This is a genomic window from Pseudomonas sp. MWU16-30316, from assembly GCF_020515645.1.
GTDB lineage: Bacteria > Pseudomonadota > Gammaproteobacteria > Pseudomonadales > Pseudomonadaceae > Aquipseudomonas > Aquipseudomonas cerasi.
In genome coordinates, this window is record NZ_JAIZAZ010000001.1 from 919709 (window position 1) to 938934 (window position 19226).

Sequence of the window (19226 nt, forward strand, 5' to 3'; positions counted from 1 at the left end):
GACAATCATAAAGCTACTTCCCGCCGCCGCGAATCAGCCCGCGCAAGGCAAAGCGGTTGGGGTGACAGGCCTCGGCCACGCTGCGTGGCAGGGGCAGTGGTTCGTTATCGAGCCAGGCGGCGATCAGTTCGCCACACAGCGGCGCGGTGATCAGCCCGCGCGAACCGTGGCCGCTGTTGACGTACAGGCCGTCCAGCCACGGGCAGGCGATGTCCGGCACCTGACGTGCGTCCTTGCCCAGCGCGGCATAGGTCTGCATGAACGCCTTGCGGTCGGCCAGTGGGCCGACGATGGGCAGGTAATCCGGGCTGGTGCAGCGAAACGCCGCGCGCCCCTGCAATTGCTCGTGCGCCAAATCGGCGGCCCCAAGGCGCGTAGTGAGGTCTTCCGAGATCTCCCGCAACAGCCCCAGATTGTCCAGATGATCGGCCAGGTTCGGCGTCAGATCGGTGCTGTTGAAATCGAAACTGGCCCCCAGCGTATGTTCGCCCAGACGCGCCGGAGCCACATAACCCTCGGCGCACACCACGCTGCGCAATGCCGTGCTGGCCTGAGTCTGCGGCAAACGGGTGATCTGCCCGCGGATGCGTTTGAGCGGTAAGTCGGCGCTCTGCGAAAACTGCTGGATATCAGCTGCCCCGGTCAGCACCACGACCGGAGCACTGTCGATCAACTGTTCGTCACTCCAGACCTGCCACTGATCATCGACGCGTCTCAGCTCCAATGCCTGCTGATGAGCGATCAGGCGGATATTGGCATGCGCGGCCTGTGCGTGACACAGCGCAGGCGGATGAACCCAGCCGCCTTCGGGGTAAAACAGCCCGCCACTGTTCAGCGCAACGCCGCTCTGCGCTTCGGCCGCAGGCTGGTCCAGCAGGTGCAGGAGTGATTCGGGGAAGGCATCGGCCAGCTGTTTCTGGCGCAGCGCTTCCTTGTCGTCGAAGGTCAATTGCAGCACCCCGCAAGCGTCCCAGTCGACGCCGCGCTGCAAGCGTTCAAGCAGCCTTCGTGTATGACCGAAACCACTGAGGATCAACTGTGACAGCGCTGTACCGTGCGCCGACAGTTTCAGGTACAGCACGCCCTGCGGGTTGCCGGATGCTTCCTGTGCCGGTGCGGCGTGGCGCTCCAGCAGGCTGACCTGCCAACCGCGTTGCGCCAGACTCTGCGCGGTGGCGCAGCCGGCCAGCCCCGCGCCAATCACCAGCGCTTTGCGCTCGCCGCCAATCGGCGCGGGGCGGGCGAACCAGGGCTTGGCGGCAGGCGGGTGCGCCACGTCCTCTGGCCAGGCGATAAAAGTGCCGCGCAGCACTTCCCATTTATGGCCGATGCCCGGCACGCGCTTCATCTTGAAACCTGCCGCATTCAGCGAGCGGCGCACCCAGCCGGTGCTGGTGAAGGTGCCAATTGTGGTGCTCGATGTGGACAGGCGCGCCAGTTCGGCAAACAGCTCGGGGGTCCACATTTCCGGGTTTTTCGCTGGCGCAAAACCGTCGAGAAACCAGGCGTCGATCTGCCCGTCCAGTTGCGGCAACATCTGCAGCGCATCGCCAATCAGCAGCGTCAGGGTTACACGGCCGCCAGCGAACACCAGACGCTGAAAGCCTTCATGCACAGCCACATATTGATCGAGCAATTGACCCGCGAACGGCGACAGCTCTGGCCATAACGCCAGGGCACGCTGCAGGTCGGCGCGGCTCAGCGGGTATTTCTCGACGCTGACGAACTGCAGGCGCGCATTGGCGGGCGCGCACTCGTCGAACAACTGCCAGGCACAGAGGAAATTCAGCCCGGTGCCGAAGCCGGTTTCACCAATGATCAGCCTGCCGTCGTCCGGCAATTCGGTGAAGCGTCGGCGCAGGTCGTTCTGCACCAGAAACACGTGGCGCGTCTCGTCCAGACCGGACTCGGTGGAAAAGTACACGTCGGAAAATTCGCGGGAACGCGGGTTGCCGTGTTCGTCCCAGTCGATCTGGGCGTGGCGGGTAATGGTCATGTCGGGCTCGGCAGAGGCAGTGGCGGCATTTTAGCCGTCTGCGCAGAGAAAAGTGCTATCAAGGGCGTGCGGATTGACCGATGCCTGCAATCAATGGTCACAATCTCCATCAGGCGTTCTCTGAGCCAACATCAATCAGGAGCTGTGCATGTTTGAATCCGCTGAAATCGGTCATGCCATTGACGATGAGACGTACGAGGCAGCGTTGCCGCAACTGCGTGAAGCGTTGCTGGAAGCGCAGATAGACCTGCACGAGCAGGCCGGTCGACAGATCATCGTATTGATCAACGGCATAGAGGGCGCAGGCAAGGGCGAGACCGTCAAACTGCTCAGCGAATGGATGGACCCGCGCCTGATCGAGGTGCGCACCTTCGATCAGCAGACCGACGAAGAACTCGCTCACCCGCCCGTCTGGCGTTACTGGCGGCAATTGCCGGCCAAGGGCCGCATGGGTATTTTCTTCGGCAACTGGTACAGCCAGATGCTCCAGGACCGGGTTCACGGTCGCTTCAAGGACGCGGTACTCGATCAGGCCATCAGCGGTGCCGAGCGATTGGAAAAGATGCTCTGCGATGAAGGCGCGCTGATCTTCAAGTTCTGGTTTCACCTGTCCAAAAAACAGATGAAGCTGCGCCTCAAGACCCTCAAGGATGATCCGCTGCACAGCTGGCGCATCAGCCCGCTGGACTGGCAGCAGTCCAAGACCTACGACAAGTTCGTGCGCTTCGGCGAACGGGTCCTGCGTCGCACCAGCCGCGAATACGCCCCTTGGCATGTGATCGAGGGTGTGGACGCCAACTACCGTAGCCTGACCGTCGGCCGCCTGTTGCTGGAAGGCATGCAGGCCGCGCTGAACAAGGCCGAGCCCGAGACCGCTGCGCTGACGGTCGGGCCGCTGGCGATTCACAGTAACGAGCTGACGCTGCTCGACAGCCTCGACCTGAGCCTGAACCTGAGCAAGGACGACTATCAGCAGCAGTTGATTGCCGAGCAGGCGCGGCTGTCCGGCAACATGCGCGACAAGCGCATGAAAAGCCACGCGCTGCTGGCAGTGTTCGAAGGCAACGATGCGGCAGGCAAGGGCGGTGCGATCCGTCGCGTTGCGGCGGCACTGGACCCGCGCCAATACGCCATCGTACCGATCGCCGCGCCGACCCAGGACGAGCGCGCGCAACCGTATCTGTGGCGTTTCTGGCGGCAGATACCGGCGCGCGGCAAATTCACTATTTTTGACCGTTCATGGTACGGCCGTGTGCTGGTCGAGCGCGTCGAGGGCTTTTGCAGCGAGTCGGACTGGAAGCGCGCCTACTCGGAAATCAATGACTTCGAAGAGCAGCTCACCGACGCAGGCGTTGTGGTGGTCAAGTTCTGGTTGGCCATCGATCAGCAGACCCAGCTGGAACGCTTCAAGGAGCGCGAAAAGATCCCTTTCAAGCGCTACAAGATCACCGAGGACGACTGGCGCAACCGCAAGAAATGGCCTGACTACCGCCAGGCGGTCGGCGACATGGTGGATCGCACCAGCACCGAAATCGCGCCGTGGACATTGATTGAGGCCAACGACAAGCGCTGGGCCAGGGTCAAGGTGTTGCGCACCCTCAACGAAGCGCTGGAAGCGGCCTTCGACAAGGACAAGAAGAAGTGATGGTCTGAGTGTTGCGGTGGCGTCGGCGTTGCTCGGCGCTACCTCTTGCAACTGCCCGGTGCTCGCGTCTTCTGCCTGAGGATATAGATCGTCACCAGCACTGCGCTGGTCAGCATGAAGACTCGTGCCCAGGGTGATGGAACCAGGTAGCAGGACAGGCTGATGCTGAGCCACATCAGGCCGATGGCGTACACCTTGCCCTTGAGCGGGATGCCGTTGCCTTCGAGGTAATCACGAATCCACGGGCCGAGCTTCGGGTGGTTGACCAGCCAGTCGTAGAAGCGCGGAGAGCTGCGCGCGAAGCAGGCAGCGGCCAGCAGCAGAAAGGGCGTGGTGGGCAGCACCGGCAGGAAAATACCGACGACGCCCAGTACCACGCTCAGCCAGCCTACCGCTACAAGTAGATAGCGCACCGCTCTGTGACGGCTGGTGCGCGGTGAGCCTTGCGCCATAGGCGCCGACTCAGTGATGGCGGGGCTTGAGGATCGCCGGCTTTTCGTCGGGTGCCTGGCAGAGCAGGTACAGGGCGGTCAGCGCTTCGGGGATCTGCACGATCATGTCGTCCATCAGGTTGGCGTCCTGGGCGATGTCGGCGAACTCCGGCTGCTCGTCGAACAGACCCGAACCGACCATGATCGGCAGGAGCATTTCACTGACTTCTTCCTCAGCACTTTCGAACCATGCGTTTTCACGCAGGAACACGCCTTCCATGAAGCCGATGCACCAGCCGCGCAGATCGGAATCATCCGGGTCGTCGCCCAGGTCCAGATCGCACGGCAGCTCGAACTCTTCGTCCGAGGCCAATTGGCGGGCAATGTGAGCCTTGAGGGCAATCAGCGTCGCTTCGACTTCTGTCTGTTGCGCTTCGCTGGAGTACTGCGGCGGCTCGGAGAACAGTGCGTCGATCCACTCGCGCTCCGGCACCTCTTCAGCGCAGATGGACAAGGCGGTCAGGTAGCCATGCGCGGCCACGTAGTCCAGTGCTTCTTCGTGCAGTTCATCTGCATCGAGGAAGACTTGCAGGCGGGTTAATTGCTCAGCGAAGGACATGGAAGCGCTACCTTGAAAATAAACGATGCTGGATTCTAGGCCCTGAGCGTCCGTGGCGCCAGCGCGCAGGCCAATTGCAGTTAATTTCGACCGCTCATGTCCCAGTCATCCATTGCTCCCGAGCGCTCGGGTATACTCCTCCGTTTTGCAGTGCAGCAGGATATTCCGGGGTTTTTTATGCTTGAGCAGGCACAACGCGTACTTAAAGACATCTTCGGTTACGACAGCTTTCGTGGTCGCCAGGGTGCCATTATTGAGCGTGTAGCCAGCGGTGGTGATGCGCTGGTGCTGATGCCCACCGGTGGCGGCAAGTCCCTGTGTTTTCAGGTGCCGGGGCTGTTGCGTGACGGGCTGTGTGTGGTTGTGTCGCCGCTCATCGCGCTGATGGACGACCAGGTTGCGACGCTGGATGAACTGGGCGTGTCGGCCGCTGCACTCAACTCGACCCTCAGCGCCGAGCAGCAGCGTGACCTGGCCAATCGCATTCGTCTGGGCGAAGTCAAAATGCTGTACCTCGCCCCGGAGCGTCTGGTCCAGCCACGCATGCTGTCATTCCTGCAAAACCTCAAGATCGCCCTGTTTGCCATCGACGAAGCGCACTGCGTGTCGCAATGGGGCCATGACTTCCGCCCTGAGTACCTGCAACTGGGGCAACTGGCCGAGCTGTTTCCGGATGTACCGCGCATCGCGCTGACCGCCACCGCCGACAAGCGCACCCGGGAGGAAATCGTCACGCGTCTGCACCTGCAGAACGCCGAGCGCTTTCTGTCCAGCTTCGACCGGCCCAACATCTTCTATCGCATCGTGCCCAAGGAACAGCCGCGCAAACAGTTGCTGGCCTTCCTTTCCGAGCGCCGCAGCGATGCCGGTATCGTCTATTGCCTGTCGCGCAAGAAAGTCGATGAGGTCGCCGTCTTCCTCAGTGAAAACGGCTACCCTGCTTTGCCTTATCACGCTGGTCTGCCGTCCGAAACCCGAGCGGCCAACCAGAAGCGCTTTCTCAACGAGGAAGGGCTGATCATGGTCGCCACCATCGCGTTCGGCATGGGCATCGACAAGCCCAACGTGCGCTTCGTGGCGCACATGGACCTGCCCAAATCGCTTGAGGCTTATTACCAGGAAACCGGCCGGGCAGGGCGTGACGGTCTGCCCGCCGATGCCTGGATGGCCTACGGTCTGCAAGACGTGCTGATGCTCAAGCAGATGCTGCAGAACTCCGAAGGCGACGAACGTCACAAGCGGCTGGAGCAGCACAAGCTCGATGCCATGCTGGCCCTGTGCGAAGAAACCCGTTGCCGTCGACAGACCCTGCTGGCCTATTTCGACGAAGACATGCCCAACCCGTGCGGCCATTGCGACAACTGCGTCGATGGCGTGCAGACCTGGGATGCCACCGAACCTGCGCGTCAGGCGCTGTCGGCCATCTACCGAACCGGCCAGCGCTATGGCGTCGGTCATCTGGTCGACGTGCTGCTCGGCAAGTCCAACGACAAGGTAGAGAGCTTCGGCCATCAGCACCTGTCGGTATTCGGGGTGGGCAAGGCGCGCACCGAGGCCGAGTGGCGCTCGCTGTTCCGCCAGCTGGTTGCGCGTGGTCTGGCGGACATCGACCTTGAAGGCTATGGCGGCCTGCGCCTCAGCGAGACGTGCCGCCCTCTGCTGCGTGGCGAAGTTTCTCTGGAACTGCGCAAGGACCTCAAACCACAAACCACGTCTCGAAGCAGCTCCGGCAGCCCCGCCAGTCAACTGGTGCGTGGCGAAGAGCGCGAGCAGTGGGAAGCCCTGCGTGCCTTGCGCCGCAAGCTGGCTGAAGAGCACGGCGTCCCGCCTTACGTTATTTTCCCGGACTCGACCCTGCTGGAAATGCTGCGCAGCAAGCCCGGATCAATGGCCGAGATGGCCAAGGTCAGCGGCGTCGGTGCGCGCAAGCTGGAGCGTTATGGCGAGGCCTTTCTTGAAGTGCTCAGTGGCAAGGCCGAGGCTCCACGCGTGGTCGCCGATGTGCGTCACGAACTGATCAGCCTGGCGCGCGCGGGCATGACCCCGACGCAGATCGCCGGTCAGTTGCAGTGCTCGGAAAAGAATGTCTACACCCTGCTGGCCGAGGCCATCGGCAAGCAGCAGTTATCCATCGAGCAGGCGCTGGACTTGCCGGAGGACCTGCTGGGTGAGGTGCAGGACGCTTTTCTCGATGGCGAAGGAGAACTGCCGCCGGTGTCGGCGATTGCCGAGCAGTTCGCCGGGCGGGTGCCTGAGGGCGTGCTGTATTGCGTGCGTGCAGCGCTGCAATCGGAGTTTGAGGTATAACAGCGTGCGGCGGAGCGTCACCGTCCCGTGCTTGCTTGAACATAAGGACCATGCTTAGCTCGCTAATAATTAGTTTGAATCACGAGTTTCCTTATGCCAATGACTGATGAACATCGTTTCGGGATGCAACTCGGACACCTCACGCGAGGCTGGCGTGCCGAGCTGGATCGCAGGCTGGCCGATCTTGGCCTGTCTCAGGCTCGCTGGCTGGTCCTGCTGCACCTCGCGCGCTTCACCGAGCCGCCCACCCAGCGCGAGCTGGCGCAAAGCGTAGGCGTAGAAGGCCCCACCCTGGCGCGTTTGCTCGACAGTCTTGAAAAGCAGGGCCTGGTTCAGCGTCAGGCGGTGCTCGAGGATCGACGTGCGAAGAAGATCCTGCTCAGTGACACGGCATTGCCCCTGATCGAAAAAATTGAAAACATCGCCAATGTCTTGCGCATCGAGCTGTTCGAGGGCGTGAGCGAAGAGGATTTGCGCGTCAGCATGCGCGTGCATTCGCAGATTCTCGCCAATCTGGAAAGATCCTGAGACGAAGCTGCGTATTCTCAACCATAATCGTTCAACGGATACTGACGTCCATCTGATTACGTGAGAAGCCTGCCGTGGTTTCCATAAGGGTTCGCATGCTGAAGAGTTCACTGGCTGCTGTCGAAGGTGCAGGTCGCAGGGCGCGCATGGCGTTGGGCAAGGGCGTGCTGGCGGTCTCGTTGCTGACCTGCTCTACGCTGGCGTCTGCGTTGGGCCTGGGTGAAATCACCTTGCACTCGGCGCTCAACCAGCCATTGAATGCCGAGATCCAGTTGCTGGAAACCGGCGGTCTGAGCAATGAAGACGTGATCGCCCGGCTCGCATCGCCTGAAGCGTTCGCCAAGGCGGGTATAGAACGTGTGTTCTTTCTCAATGACCTGCGCTTCACGCCGGTACTGCGCGGTGACCGCGGTGTGATCCGGGTGGTTTCCAGCAAGCCGGTTACCGAACCCTACTTGAGTTTTCTCGTCCAGTTGGCGCGGCCGAATGGCGATTTGCTGCACGAATATACGGTGTTGCTTGATCCTGCCACTTCGGCACAAGGTCTGGCCGCCACGCGCAGTCGCAACCAGCAGCGCTCGGCCACCTCCGCTTCGGAAAGCCGCATGCCGGTCGCGCCACCGGCGGCCGTGCAGGGCAAACACTATACGGTCGCCAGTGGCGACACGCTCAATGGTATCGCCAGCCGCTTGCAGGGGCCGGGCAATAAGGTGTCGGCAAGCCAGCTGGCCGACGGTATTCGTTCGCTCAACCCACAGGTATTTGCCGCAGGCGCCGGTTCTGCGCTTAAAGTCGGCCAGGACCTGTTGCTGCCGGACGCAGCCGTATTGCCAACCGCCGCAGCGCCTGCCGCAAGCGCTGCTGCGCCGTCGCCAAAACCTGCTGAATTGCAGCGTACCGCCGAGCAGTTGTCGGCTGCGGCCATCGAAAACCAGCAATTGGCTCAGTCGCTGGAGGCGCTCAAGGCTCAGACTCAGGAACTGCAAGAGCAGATGAGCGGCAAGGACAAACAGATCATCGCCTTGCGCAGCGATCTGGCCGCCGCGCAATCCGCTGCCACGCCATCTGCACCTGCAACAGCCACGCCTGCACCTGCAACACCTGCGGCTGCGCCGGCCACTCCTGCTCAGCCTGTTGCTGCATCGGGTGACGACTCATTCCTGAGCCTGCCGATACTGCTCGCTGCCGTATTGATCGTGCTTCTGCTGGTGGCGTTTGCTTATTCGAAACGACGTCAGCAGCGCAAGGACTCAGCAGCGCCCGCCGTTACCCCGGACGACCCATTGATCAAGCCCGCGCAGGCCGCCATGCTTCCTGTGTTCGAAGTTCCTGCGGTGGCGCCGCAACCCGTGGTGCAGACCCCGTCACCGGCACCGGCCAAACCGTCGCCAGCGCAACGCTCGCCAGGCTCTGCTCCGGATGCGCTGGATGGCGTGAGCATTTACATCGCCTACGGACGCTTCACCGAGGCGATGGGCATTCTGCGCAGCGCCCTGGAAACCCAGCCCGAGCGTGATGACATTCGCATCCGCCTGCTGGAGTTGCTGGCGGAGCAGGGCGATGGCAGCGGTTTCGTTCGCGAAGAACAGGCCGCGCTGGAGCATGGTGTCGACCCGCAGACCATTCAGGATATTCGTGATCGCTTCCCACAGCTCAAGGCTGCCGAGGTCGCTCCCGTGGCGGCGGTCGTCCCGGCTGTCACAGTGGCGGCCAGCACATTGTCGTTCGACAAATCCGAACCCGAGCCTGCGCTCTACCTGCAGCCCGAGCCTGAGCCAAAACCCGCCGCGCAGCTGGATGAAAGCGCTGCTGCGGCGCTGAATCCACAGCATACCGACGAGTTTCAGTTGAACCTGGATGACCTGTCGATGGACGCCGACTGGGATCTGGTCGACCCGTTCGACAGCCCGCCGCCGCGTGCCAAGCCTGCCGCTGCGCCAGCGCCCGCTGAAGTCGACCCCGGTTTTTCATCGGACCTGACCCAGCTGCCGGAAGTCTTCGAACTCTCGGACGAACAGTTCCTCAGTGATTTTTCCGAGCCCGAAATCGTGGAGCCTGTCGAGGTCATTGCGCCTTCTGCCGCCGACGGCCTGAGCGACGATTTCCTCGACAGCTTCATGAACGATGACGCCGATTTTGACCTGCTGGATCTGGAAGAACCGCCCCTCAGCCAGATCAATCAGGCGCAGGTGCTGATTGAGGACGGCGATCTCGAATCGGCCCGTGAAATCCTCCAGCAAGTCATTGACGAGTCCGACGAAGAGCATCAGCGCATGGCGCGCGAGCTGCTGGCCAGCATTACCTGAGCGACGCTGTCGAGGCGCGACCGGTCTGGCGTTTAGCGAAAGATCGGTCGGATCCCCCGACATTTCGGATAGGCCACACAACCCCAGAATTCTCCGGCGTTCTTGCCGGTGCGGGCCACCTTGATCACCATGGTTTTCCGGCAATGCGGACACGCAGGCGCCGCCGGCTTTGCCGTGGGTATTGGCAGCGCAGGTGTGCGGGGCTGTTTGCCGGGTTTGGCACGGCGGGTTTTGACAGGCACTTGCGGTTCAGGCGGGAGCGCTTCAGGCGCAGCGGGCTCCGGGTGCTGTCGCTGCGGCGTGCCTCCTGCAACCCGGCTCAATAACTCGCGCAGGGTCTTGATCAGTGCGTTCAGCGCAGAGGCTGCGTTGCGTGCCATTGGAGTGCCTTGGGTCGGGTCGCGATCAGGGCAGCATGGTGCAGGCATCCTCGTCGTGGCGCAAACACTTGATTTCGCCACCATGCCTGACGTTTCTTGAACAGCGTATTCCCGCTAGCTGTTAAATCCCTGAGTCGTGTGGGCGATAACAGTGCATCATGACGATCGGTTGTCACTTTGAAAGGCAGTGCTACACCTTCAACAGCTGCCCGGAGTATCAGCATCATCACGGAGCGATTATCAATGCGCGTCAACATGCCTATCACGCAGACTGAACGGACTTTCCCTGCCTCTGAACGCCTCATTTCCACCACCGACCTCAACAGCCACATTACTTATTGCAACGACGCCTTCGTCACGCTGAGCGGCTTCACTCGCGAAGAGCTGGTCGGGCAGCCGCATAACCTCGTGCGCCACCCGGACATGCCAGCCTCGGTGTTTGCGCATATGTGGGAAACCATCAAGCAGGGCAAGCCGTGGATGGGTGTGGTCAAGAACCGCTCCAAGCAGGGCGATTACTACTGGGTCAGCGCTTATGTGACGGCGGTGTACGAAAACGGCCGGATCATCGGGTACGAGTCGGTGCGCTCGCTGCCGACCCGCGATCAGGTGCGGCGCGCCGAAGCGCTGTATGCGCGCTTGCGGGCGGGCAAGTCGGCAGTTTCCGCCAGCAGCTCAGCGACCTATCACCTGATTCGTCAGTTACCGATGATCCTCTGCGCGCTTGCGCTGGCTGTGGGTGTCTACCTGCTCGACGATTTGCCGTCGATCATCATGATCCCGATTGTGATGGTTGTGCTGGGCGTTTTTCTTGAAGTGCGCCAGCGCAGCAGCATCCGCAAAACCCTTGAAGAACACCCCAAGGCCTTCACCAGTGCACTGATTGCGCTGACCTACAGCGACAATCGCGGCCCGCAGGCGCAGCTCGACCTGGCCATGCTCAGCGAAGAGGCGCGCCTGCAAACGGCCCTGACGCGTCTGGCGGATACCGGGGAAAGCGTGCGCCAGCATGCCGGGCGGTCAGCGCAATTGTCCCTGCGCCAGGCCGAGTCGCTGGATCAGCAGCGCAGTGAGGCCGATCAGTCAGCCACGGCCATCAACCAGATGGCGGCGACCATTCAGGAAGTCACCCACAACGTGCAGAACACTGCCCATGCTGCCGAAGAAGCCGACAAGCTGGCACAGCAAGGGCGTGGTCTGGCCGATGAAAGCCTGTTGGCGATTCGACACATGGCCACCTCGGTGACCGACATTGGCAACGCTGTGGGGGAACTGGCTGACGCGACCCAATCGATCGGCAGTGTGGTCGATGTGATCACCTCGATCGCTCAGCAAACCAATTTACTGGCGCTCAACGCGGCCATCGAAGCGGCGCGTGCCGGTGAACAGGGACGCGGTTTTGCAGTGGTGGCTGATGAGGTGCGCTCACTGGCGTCTCGCACGCAGTCGTCGACCGAGCAGATCCAGCAAATCATCACCTCGCTGCGCGATGGCGCCGATCGAGCGGTACAGACCGCCAGCAAGGGCGAGCAGATCTCTCAGGAGAGTGTCGCCAGTGTTGAAGCCGTGCAGAAGGCGCTGGATGGCATCAGCCAGTCGGTGACCCGCATTACCGGCATGAGCCAGCAGATGGCGTCGGCGTCTGAAGAACAGAGCCACGTTGCGGAAACCATCAGCCAGCAAATCACCCGCATCGCGCAACTCTGCGATGAAAGTGCCAGCCAGGCGCAGCAAGGCTCGCAGATCAGCAGCGAGCTGGAAGAAATGGCGCATTACCTGCACAGCCTGGCCGAGCGGTTCAGTCGCTAAGCATGCGCAGAGGACGCAGAGCGTCCGGAACGGCATTACCACGCGGAGCGTGGTAACGATGATCTGCGTTGGATTTGGCCATGTACGCTGATCGCAGACCCCGGAATCTTGCGCTGTTCCGCACTCTCTGGATTGGACACAGAGCGTCCTGAGCGGCATTACCACGCGCAGCCTGGTAACGAGAGTCGGGGGTATTGCGGCTGCGTGCGTTTACGCAAAACCCAACCCCACCACCTATCGTGCCCATCGCTCCGCGTGGGCATGCAGTTCATGACGCTCCGCGTCATCTGTTTGCCGTAAAGCAGACTCCATTTGGGTGATTATCAATTATTGTCGGACAATTATTGGTATATCCGAATAAATAAGGCGCTTAACTGAAGTTGTTGAAGATATTGGCTGGAAAACTAGAAAAAGTGGAGGGCGTGCAATTAAATTGCCACTACTCAATTCAATTATCTCCATATCAAGAAAACAAAAAAACTCAATACATTCAAACGGATATCACTGAACTATATATCCAGTAATGCATTATCCTTATGTACTTAAACTTGTATCAGAATTGAAATAAATCTGTTGCCAAGTGCATAACTGCAGACTATGTTCTGGAATCGCTCAATCAAGAGCCAACCAGTATCAGGTGTGCAGGGATGCAAAAGTCGAAGTGCGTGGGTGTTGTCCGTTATTCGTTCAAGCCTGTAGCAACAGGCGCGCTTTGTGCGCTGTCTTTTACGTTTGGCTGCTCGGCTTATGCTGACTATGTCGAACAGGGCAAGCCGGGTGACGCGGCCAGTTGGCGGTCGGCAGAATTCCAGAGCGATTGGGGGCTGGGCCGTATCCAGGCTGATCAGGCTTACGCCGCTGGCATCACCGGGGCCGGCGTCAAGATCGGTGCGCTGGACTCGGGTTTCGACCCGTCCCACCCGGAAGCCACGCCATCCCGCTACCACGCAGTCACCGCTACCGGTACTTACGTTGACGGCTCGCCGTTCAGCATCACCGGTGCCATCAACCCGAACAACGACACCCACGGCACGCACGTCACCGGCACCATGGGCGCGGCGCGCGATGGCGTCGGCATGCACGGCGTGGCGTATAACGCTCAGATCTACGTCGGCAACACCAACCAGAATGACAGCTTCCTGTTCGGCCCCAACCCCGACCCGCAGTATTTCAAGGCGGTGTACGGCGCCTTGGCGGATGCCGGCGTGCGCGCCATCAACAACAGCTGGGGAAGCCAGCCGGCCGACGTGACCTACGCCACCGAAGCAGGCGTGCGCGCTGCCTACGCACAACACTACAACCGCGGCACCTGGCTGGACGAAGCGGCGAATGTCTCGCGCAAGGGTGTGATCAACGTGTTCAGCGCCGGCAACAGCGGTTACGCCAATGCCAGCGTGCGGGCGTCGCTGCCGTTTTTCGAGCCGGACCTCGAAGGCCACTGGCTGGCCGTGTCGGGCCTCGACAGCAGCAACGGTCAACGCTACAACCAGTGCGGCCTGTCCAAATACTGGTGCATCACCATGCCCGGTCGGCTGGTCAACAGCACCGTGCCGGGCGGTGGCTACGGCATTAAATCCGGCACTTCCATGTCCGCGCCGCATGCCACTGGCGCGCTGGCGCTGGTGATGGAGCGCTTCCCGTACATGAACAACGAGCAGGCGCTGCAAGTGCTGCTGACCACCGCCACCCAGCTCGACGGTTCGATCACCCAGGCACCGACCAATAGCGTCGGCTGGGGTGTGGCAAATCTGGAACGGGCGATGCGCGGCCCCGGCCAATTGCTCGGCACCTTCGATGCCAATCTGGGCGCAGGTTTGACTGATGTGTGGAGCAACGATATTTCCGATCAGGCGCTGATCCAGCGTCAGGCCGAGGACAGCGCCGAGCAGGCCACCTGGCAGCAAACCCTGATCAGCAGAGGCTGGCAGAACGGCGTTGCCGGCACCGCCAGCCAGCAGGATCAGACCGATTACGCCACCGGCACCGCTCGCGCCGCTGCTGCTGCGCAACGCCAGTATCAGGGCAGCCTGATCAAATCCGGCGCAGGCCGCCTGATTCTCGACGGCGCCAACACCTATCGCGGTGACACGCTGGTCAATGGCGGCGTGCTGTCGGTCAATGGGTCGCTGGTGTCAGCCGTGCAGGTCAATGCCGGCGGCACACTGGGCGGCAATGGCCAGATCGGCGGGCTGACAGCGCGCAACGGCGGTATCGTCGCGCCGGGCAATTCCATCGGTACATTGCAGGTCAATGGTGATGTGACCCTCGAGCCGGGTTCGACCTACGCCGTGGAGCTTTCACCGACCGCCAGTGACCGCATCGTCGCCACTGGCAGCGCTACCGTGTCAGGCGCGAACATGACGCTGGCTCTGGAGAATACAACGCCAGTGGCCTTGAGTTCTGCACCGATCCAAAGCGTGGTAGGTCGCCAGTACAGCGTGCTGCAAGCCGCCAACGGTATCAACGGCCAGTTTGGCAGCGTCTCTTCCAACTACGCCTTCCTCGGTGGCCGACTCGACTACGCAGCCACCGGCGTGGCACTGAACGTTGAGCAAACCGCCGCTTTCAACAGCGTGGCGCGAACTCCTAATCAGGCTGCCGTGGCGACGGCCGCCGAACAACTCGGCGCCGGTAACGCGGTGTACGAAAACCTGCTGCTTACCCAGAGCGCGGCCTCCGCACGCGACAGCTTCCAGCAATTGTCCGGCGAAATTTACCCGGCCATCGGCAGCATGCTGATCAACGACAGCCGCCAGGTCCGCGATGCGGTGGGTGAGCGCCTGGGCGCCAGCGTGTTTGGCACCGATGGCAACACTGCCGCACAAGACAACGTCTGGCTCAAAGCCCTGGGCGCATGGGGCAAGACCGACTCGCGCGACGACACCGCCGGTTACACCTCCTCGATAGGCGGGCTGCTGGCCGGTGTCGATGGCAACCTTGCCGATGACACCCGTCTGGGCGCTGTCGCAGGTTACAGCGACAGCTCGTTGAACATGGGCTCCGGCACGCATTCCCGGGCTTCGGTGGACAGCTACCATCTGGGCGCTTACCTCGGCCATGAAATCGGCGCACTGCGCCTGACCCTCGGCGCCGCACACAGCTGGCATCGCATCGATGCGCAACGCGACGTGCAGGTCGGCGGCGCAGCGGGCAAGGAGAAAACCAAACACGATGCACAGAGCACCCAAGTGTTCACCGAGGCGGCGTATCGCATTCATCTGCAACCTGCGACGCTTGAGCCGTTCGCCAATCTGGCCTATGTCCACCTGAACACCGATGGCTTCACCGAGAAGGGCGACGCTGCAGCGCTGTCTGCCGGTAGCGACAACCGTGATGCGGTACTCAGTACCCTGGGCCTGCGTGCCCTGAAGAGCATCGCGATCAGCGACCGCCAGAAGGTCGACCTGTCCGGCAGCCTCGGCTGGCAGCACAACCTGAGCAACACCGATTCCGAGCAGCATCTGGCGTTTGCCTCCGGTGGCAGCAGCTTCGCTATCGAAAGCTCGCCACTGGTGCGTGACGCTGCGCTGGTGGGTGCTCATGCCAGCCTGGCGTTGAGCAAAGAGGCGAGGATCAGCCTCGATTACAGCGGCCAACTGGCCAGTCGTGAGAAAAGTCACGGTGTGGGCCTGAGTCTGAACTGGCAGTTCTAAGCAGTACGCAACCCTAAAACCAAAAGAACGACGCGCATGCAGATGCATGCGCGCGGAGATTCGTGCGCGTTAACTAAGGACGGTAGCTTGATGAAAGATGCATTCAACACCCGACACACCTCTGTCAAACCCCTGGGCCACGCCATTCGGGCGATCAATCGCGCCTCCTGCGGCGCGCTCGCCTGCTACCTGGCGACACTGGGCGTGGCGCATGCCGCACCGTATGTGGAAGCAGGGCAGGCGGGCAATGCGGCCAGCTGGCGCAGTGCCGAATTCAATGCCGACTGGGGCCTGGGCGCGATCAATGCTGATCAGGCCTACGCTGCAGGCTACTCGGGCAAGGACATCAAACTGGGCATCTTCGACCAGCCGGTCTATGCCCCGCATCCGGAATTCGACAGCCCCAACAAGGTGGTCAATCTGGTCACCAGCGGCATCCGCGAATACACCGACCCGTATATCCCGGTGCAGGCGGGCGACGCTTTCCGCTACGACGGCGCACCGAGCCTGGACTCCGGCGGCAAACTCGGTAACCACGGCACCCACGTGGGCGGCATCGCCGGTGGCAATCGCGATGGCGGTCCGATGCACGGCGTGGCTTACAATGCGCAAATCATCAGCGCCGACAACGGCGACCCGGGCCCGGAAGACGGCATCGTGCTGGGCAACGACGGCGCGGTGTATCAGGCCGGCTGGAACGCGCTGGTCAACAGCGGCGCGCGGGTCATCAACAACAGCTGGGGCATCGGCATTACCGACCGTTTCAGCAAGGGCGGTCGCGATCCGGCGTTCCCGCACTTCACCGTGCAGGACGCACAAGTGCAGTTCGACCAGATCCGCCAGATCCTCGGCACGCGTCCGGGTGGCGCGTATCAGGGGGCCATCGACGCGGCACGCAGCGGCGTGGTGACCATCTTCGCAGCAGGCAACGACTACAACCTCAACAACCCCGACGCAATGGCCGGGCTCGGCTATTTCGTACCGGAGATCGCCCCCAACTGGCTGACCGTCGCCGCCCTGCAACAAAACCCGGATGCCGCAGCGGCCGCCACCACGCCCTACACGCTGAGCACCTTCTCGTCGCGCTGCGGCTACACCGCCAGCTTCTGCGTCTCGGCGCCGGGCACGCGCATCTACAGCTCGGTGCTCAACGGCACCAGCCTTGCAGACCTGACCGTCGGCTGGGCCAACAAGAACGGCACCTCAATGGCCGCGCCACACGTGGCAGGCAGCATGGCCGTGCTGATGGAGCGCTTCCCGTACATGACCGGCGCGCAGGTCGCCGACGTCCTGAAAACCACCGCCACCGACCTTGGCGCACCGGGCGTCGACGCGCTATACGGCTGGGGCATGATCAACCTCGGCAAGGCTATCAACGGCCCGAGCATGTTCGTGACCGAGGAAGATATTCCTGCCGAATTCCGTATCGACGGCGCCTACGGCGACAGCCAGTTCGTGGCTGACCTGCCTGGCGTCGGTGCGATTGTCGACGCCGGCAAAGCGACCCAACGCACCTGCACCGGGCCGCAATGCGGGCTGGACGTGTGGGGCAATAACATCTCCGGCCATGGCGGCCTGACCAAACAAGGCATCGGCACCCTGGTGTTGAGCGGGGCCAACAGCTACAGCGGCCCAACGCTGGTCAATCAAGGACGCCTGGCCATCAACGGCTCGCTGGCCTCTGCCGTCACCGTCAACAATGGCGGCATTCTGGGTGGCAACGGTAGCGTCGCGTCGCTGACCGCCAACCGTGGCGGCACAATTGCACCGGGCAACTCCATCGGCACCCTGCAAGTGGCGGGCAACCTCAACCTGACACCGGGCTCGACCTACGCGGTTGAATTCTCGCCCACCGCCAGCGACCGCATCGTGGTCGGCGGCACCGCGACCGTCAGCGGCGCCAACATGGCCCTGTCCCTGGAAAACGACAACGCAGCACTGCTCAGCAGCAACCAGACCCGCAGCGTTCTGGGTCAGCAGTTCAACGTGCTGCAGGCGGCTGGCGGCATTCAGGGTCAGTTTGGCTCGGTGACGGATAACTACGCATTCCTCGACGGCAGCCTGAATTACACCGGCACTGGCGTAACCCTGGCCTTGGAGCGCAATGGCGACAGCTTCGCCAGCGCGGCGCAAACGTCCAATCAACGCAGCGTGGCCCAGGCCATTGAGCAACTGAGTGCGGGCAACTCCGTCTATGAGAGCATCATCCTCAGCCAGGACACTGCCAGCGCCCGCCGCGCATTCACCCAACTGTCCGGCGAAGTGCACCCGGCCATCGCCACGCAATTGATCAACGACAGCCGCCAACTGCGCGACGCCGTGGGTGATCGCCTGCGCGTCGAAGGGCTGTACGACCAGCCAGCAGCGGGCACTGAAGATAACTCGGTGTGGGTCAAAGCGCTGGGTGCCTGGGGCAAAAACAGCGGCAGCAGTGACAGCGCCAGCTCGACCTCATCGCTGGGCGGCCTGCTGGCAGGCGTTGACGGCCTGATCAGCGAGCACACCCGCTTGGGCGCGATGGCAGGTTACAGCGACACCTCGCTGAGCCTGGGCGACGACACTCACTCGCGGGCCTCGGCAGACAGCTACCACCTGGGCGCCTACATCGGCCACGAACAGGGCGCACTGCGCCTCACCGCAGGCGCGTCGCACAGCTGGCACCGCATCGACGTGAAACGCGATCTGCAATTCGGCGCGTTCGCCGATCGTCAGAAGGTCAAGCGCGACGCCCAGTCGAGCCAGGTCTTCACCGAAGCCGCCTACCGCCTGAACCTGCAACCGCTGGCACTGGAGCCATTCGCCAACCTGGCTTACGTCCACTTCGACAGCGACAGCTTCACCGAAAAAGGCGGCGCCACGGCCCTCAAAGGCAGCGACGACACCCGCGACACCGTGCTCTCGACCCTGGGCATGCGCGCCGGAAACCGCTTCAACCTCAACGACACACAAAAACTCGACGTCTCCGCCACCCTCGGCTGGCAGCACAACCTGAGCGACACCTCGTCGGAACAACACCTGGCCTTCGCCAGCACCGGCAACAGCTTCAACGTGCAAAGCGTCTCAATGGACCGCGACGCCGCCGTAGTCGGCGCCCGCGCCAGCCTGGCCTTGGGCAGGGACGCACGCATCAACCTGGACTACAACGGCTTGCTCGGTGCGCGGGATAAAACCCACGGCGTGGGCTTGTCGCTGGATTGGCAGTTCTGATGGAGGATGCCTGCGGGGTGCAGTAGCCCCGCAGGCACTCGGTAATACCTATCGTGCCAATGCTCCGCGTTGGCACGCATTTCGTGACACTCCGCGTCATATCCAACCATCACGCGAATGCTGGATCACTCATAAGTCCAGACTTCTGCCCGCAGGGCGTGGGAGCAACCGGGGCGGCGATCCGCATTGCTCGCGATCTGCCGGGAACCGGCAGAAAAACCTGTGCATGCGGTACATCCTCTGCGAACCAAATTTCAGGCTTGGCCTATCCATGCCTCCACCAGATCACCTCAATAAACAAAATTTGATGGCCTAATAGCATCATGGTAAAACCTTGCAACAGAC

11 protein-coding genes are annotated in these 19226 nt (G+C 62.0%); 7 read left to right on the plus strand and 4 right to left on the minus strand.

Annotated elements, in window-relative coordinates:
• Positions 1 to 13 precede the first annotated feature (13 nt).
• Positions 14 to 1996, minus strand: coding sequence for a bifunctional tRNA (5-methylaminomethyl-2-thiouridine)(34)-methyltransferase MnmD/FAD-dependent 5-carboxymethylaminomethyl-2-thiouridine(34) oxidoreductase MnmC (mnmC, locus tag LCH65_RS04275; protein ID WP_096137177.1), 1983 nt, complete (start codon positions 1994 to 1996; stop codon positions 14 to 16).
• A 148-nt stretch (positions 1997 to 2144) separates the two neighbouring features.
• Between mnmC and pap the strand changes: the two genes are divergently transcribed.
• Positions 2145 to 3641: a polyphosphate:AMP phosphotransferase gene (gene pap, locus LCH65_RS04280; protein WP_003434319.1), complete on the plus strand. Its 1497-nt coding sequence runs from the start codon at positions 2145 to 2147 to the stop codon at positions 3639 to 3641.
• 38 nt (positions 3642 to 3679) lie between these two features.
• Here the strand turns inward: pap and LCH65_RS04285 are convergent, their stop codons facing one another.
• Both LCH65_RS04285 and LCH65_RS04290 read right to left on the minus strand, forming a co-directional pair.
• Positions 3680 to 4093 carry a YbaN family protein gene (locus LCH65_RS04285; RefSeq protein WP_060708097.1) on the minus strand — a complete coding sequence of 138 codons (414 nt, stop codon included), beginning with the start codon at positions 4091 to 4093 and terminating at the stop codon, positions 3680 to 3682.
• Positions 4094 to 4103: 10 nt separating this feature from the next.
• On the minus strand, positions 4104 to 4691 hold the full coding sequence (locus LCH65_RS04290) for a YecA family protein (protein WP_003314545.1): 588 nt from the start codon (positions 4689 to 4691) through the stop codon (positions 4104 to 4106).
• Between the two features lie 177 nt (positions 4692 to 4868).
• On the opposite strand from LCH65_RS04290, the gene recQ reads away from it, so the two are divergent.
• From recQ to LCH65_RS04305, 3 genes are all read left to right on the plus strand, one after another.
• The gene (gene recQ, locus LCH65_RS04295; RefSeq protein ID WP_003363290.1) at positions 4869 to 6998 is read left to right on the plus strand and encodes a DNA helicase RecQ; all 2130 of its coding nucleotides are present in this window, start codon (positions 4869 to 4871) and stop codon (positions 6996 to 6998) included.
• Positions 6999 to 7091: 93 nt separating this feature from the next.
• A complete protein-coding gene (locus LCH65_RS04300) occupies positions 7092 to 7526 on the plus strand; it encodes a MarR family transcriptional regulator (RefSeq protein ID WP_003363288.1) in 435 nt (144 codons plus the stop codon).
• Positions 7527 to 7621: 95 nt separating this feature from the next.
• Positions 7622 to 9832: a FimV/HubP family polar landmark protein gene (locus LCH65_RS04305; RefSeq protein ID WP_226439185.1), complete on the plus strand. Its 2211-nt coding sequence runs from the start codon at positions 7622 to 7624 to the stop codon at positions 9830 to 9832.
• A gap of 32 nt (positions 9833 to 9864) precedes the next feature.
• On the opposite strand, the gene LCH65_RS04310 is transcribed toward LCH65_RS04305, so the two are convergent.
• Positions 9865 to 10212 carry a topoisomerase DNA-binding C4 zinc finger domain-containing protein gene (locus tag LCH65_RS04310; RefSeq protein WP_003363282.1) on the minus strand — a complete coding sequence of 116 codons (348 nt, stop codon included), beginning with the start codon at positions 10210 to 10212 and terminating at the stop codon, positions 9865 to 9867.
• A gap of 243 nt (positions 10213 to 10455) precedes the next feature.
• Here LCH65_RS04310 and LCH65_RS04315 point away from each other — a divergent pair, with 243 nt between their 5' ends.
• The 3 genes from LCH65_RS04315 (at position 10456) to LCH65_RS04325 (ending at position 18881) form a co-directional block, all read left to right on the plus strand.
• The gene (locus tag LCH65_RS04315) at positions 10456 to 12021 is read left to right on the plus strand and encodes a PAS domain-containing methyl-accepting chemotaxis protein (RefSeq protein WP_054082172.1); all 1566 of its coding nucleotides are present in this window, start codon (positions 10456 to 10458) and stop codon (positions 12019 to 12021) included.
• 647 nt (positions 12022 to 12668) lie between these two features.
• Positions 12669 to 15674, plus strand: coding sequence for an autotransporter serine protease (locus LCH65_RS04320; RefSeq protein ID WP_188056798.1), 3006 nt, complete (start codon positions 12669 to 12671; stop codon positions 15672 to 15674).
• A gap of 90 nt (positions 15675 to 15764) precedes the next feature.
• Positions 15765 to 18881: an autotransporter serine protease gene (locus LCH65_RS04325; protein ID WP_226439186.1), complete on the plus strand. Its 3117-nt coding sequence runs from the start codon at positions 15765 to 15767 to the stop codon at positions 18879 to 18881.
• The last annotated feature ends 345 nt before the right edge of the window (positions 18882 to 19226 follow it).